General features: G+C 65.7%; 3 protein-coding genes. All 3 read left to right on the forward strand.

The window, feature by feature from the left end; genetic code table 11:
• On the forward strand, positions 1-915 hold a 915-nt coding region (locus ACSFA7_RS33515; protein WP_435503353.1), incomplete at its 5' end, for a TRAP transporter substrate-binding protein.
• 3 nt (positions 916-918) lie between these two features.
• On the forward strand, positions 919-1452 hold the full coding sequence (locus tag ACSFA7_RS33520; protein ID WP_042582393.1) for a TRAP transporter small permease: 534 nt from the start codon (positions 919-921) through the stop codon (positions 1450-1452).
• A 45-nt stretch (positions 1453-1497) separates the two neighbouring features.
• On the forward strand, positions 1498-2675 hold a 1178-nt coding region (locus ACSFA7_RS33525; protein WP_435503354.1), incomplete at its 3' end, for a TRAP transporter large permease.

Genomic DNA, 2675 nt, shown 5'->3' on the forward strand with positions numbered 1-2675 from the left:
TTCGCGCAGACCAAGTGGGACCTGCCCACCGCGTACCCCGCGACCAACTACCACACCGAAAACATCACGCAGTTCGCCAAGGACGTGGACGCGGCCACCGCCGGCAAGGTCAAGATCACGGTGCACGCCAACGCATCGCTCTTCAAGGCCCCCGAGATCAAGCGCGCCGTGCAGAGCGGCCAGGCCCAGGCCGGCGAGATCCTCCTGGCCAACTACGCGAACGAGAACCCGATCTACGCGCTCGACGGCGTGCCCTTCCTGGCCACCACCTACCCCGAAGCCAGGAAGCTGTACGACGCCTCCAAGCCCGCCATGGAAAAGCTCCTGGCCGCCCAAGGCATCAAGGTGCTGTTCGTGGTGCCGTGGGCACCGCAGGGCATCTACTCCAAGAAGGAAATCAGCTCGGTGGCCGACCTGCGCGGCATCAAGTGGCGCGCCTACAGCCCGGCCACCGCCAAGATCGCCGAACTCATCGGCGCGCAGCCAGTGCAGATCCAGCAGGCCGAACTCAGCGCCGCCATGGCCACCGGCGTGATCGAGAGCTACATGAGCTCGGGCTCCACCGGCTACGACACAAAGACCTACGAGCACATCAAGAACTTCTACGACACGCAGGCCTGGATCCCGAAGAACGCGATCCTCGTCAACGCCAAGGCCTTCGACGCGCTCGACGCCACCACCAAGGCCGCCGTCACCAAGGCCGCGGCCGATGCCGAGACCCGCGGCTGGAAGATCGCGCAGGAAAAGAACGACGAATACAAGCGCCTGCTGGCCGAGCGCGGCATGAAGGTGCACAAGCCCTCGCCCAAGCTGGACACCGACATGCGCCAGGTCGGCGGCATCATGCAGGCCGACTGGCTGAAAGCCGCCGGTGCCGATGGCGCAGCCATCATCGACGCCTACAAGAAGAAGTAAGCGATGCGCCGGTTCCTCGATCGCCTGTACGACGGCGCAGGCGCGCTCGGCGCGTTCTGCGTGTTCCTGATCTTCGTGCTGATGATCCTGGCCGGCGTGGGCCGACAGATGAACTGGCATGTCAGCGGGCTCAACGACATCGTCTCGTGGCTCTGTGCCGCCGCCGCGTTCTTCGCGATGGCGCATGCCTTCCGCCACGGCGACTTCGTGCGCGTGACGCTGCTGCTCGAAGCGGTGTCCCCCAAGGCGCGGCGTGCCCTGGACGTGACCTGCCTCCTGATCGCAGCCGTGTCCGTGGCCTACCTGACCTACTGGGCCACCAGCTTCACCTACGAGAGCTACGAGTTCGCCGAGATGGCGACCGGCCTCGTGGTCATTCCGATCTGGATTCCGCAATCGACCTTCGTGATCGGCTGCTGGCTGCTCCTGATCGCCATGGTCGACGAGCTGGTGGGCGTGGTGCGCGGGGAGAAGCCCAGCTACCAGCGCGCCATCGAAGAACGCCACGCCGCGGGCGACTTCTCCTCGGACGTCTGAACGTCAGAACGACGACCACCACAACAACACCAAGACAGACACCCGATGTTCGAAAACCTCTGGATGGGCGCGCTGCTGCTCGGGATCATGCTGCTGCTCCTGGCGGGCGGCGTGTGGATCGCGATGACCCTGGCCATCGTCGGCTGGGTCGGCCAGGCCTTCTTCACCAATACGCTGCCGGGCAAGAACCTGTTCTCCGCCTTCTGGGAAAGCAACGCGAGCTGGGAGCTCGCGGCGCTGCCCCTGTTCATCTGGATGGGCGAGATCCTGTTCAGAACCAAGCTCAGCGAGGAGATGTTCGAGGGCTTGCGCCCCTGGCTCAATCGCGTGCCCGGCCGCCTGATGCACACCACCATCCTCGGCTGTGGCGTGTTCGGCTCGGTCTCGGGTTCGTCGGCCGCCACCTGCGCGACCATCGCCAAGGTGGCGCTGCCGGAACTCAAGCGCCGCGGCTACAACGAGCAGCTGGCCATCGGCTCGCTGGCCACCGCCGGCACGCTGGGCATCCTGATTCCGCCGTCGATCACGATGGTGGTGTACGCCGTGGCCGCCGACGCGTCGATCATCCGCATCTTCCTGGCCGGCTTCCTGCCGGGCTTCCTGCTGATGCTGCTGTTCTCGGGCTACATCGGCTGGTGGAGCCTGCGCCACCCCGACCAGGTGCCGCCGGCCGATCCGCCGACCACCTTCATGCAGAAGATCCGGCTCTCGGGCAACCTCATTCCCTGCGCGCTGCTGATCGTCTTCATCGTCTGGGTGCTGGTCGCGGGCTGGGCCACGGCCACCGAGTGCGCGGCCTTCGGCGTGCTGGGCTCGCTGGCGATCGCGGCCTATGGCCGGAGCCTGACCTGGAAGAACTTCAAGGACGGGATCATGGGTGCCACGCGCACCAGCTGCATGATCATGTTCATCCTGGCGGGCGCGGCCTTCCTCACCAAGACCATGGCCTTCACCGGCATTCCGCGCGAGCTGGCCGAGTGGGTCGACAGCATGCACCTGTCGCCCTACGCGCTGATCGGCGCGCTGGTGGTGGTGTACCTGGTGCTGGGCACCGCGCTGGACGGCATCTCGATGATCGTGCTCACCAGCGCGGTGGTGCTGCCGATGATCCAGAAGGCGGGCTTCGACCTGATCTGGTTCGGCATCTTCATCGTGCTGCTGGTGGAAATCGCCGAGGTCACGCCGCCGGTGGGCTTCAACCTCTTCGTGCTGCAGAACATGAC

Origin of the sequence: Variovorax trehalosi, assembly GCF_051216415.1 — a bacterium.
GTDB lineage: Bacteria > Pseudomonadota > Gammaproteobacteria > Burkholderiales > Burkholderiaceae_C > Variovorax.

Coding starts and splice junctions, on each gene's coding strand:
- ACSFA7_RS33520 (WP_042582393.1), top strand. CDS start 919: ATGCGCCGGTTCCTCGATCGCCTGTACGACGGCGCAGGCGCGCTCGGC.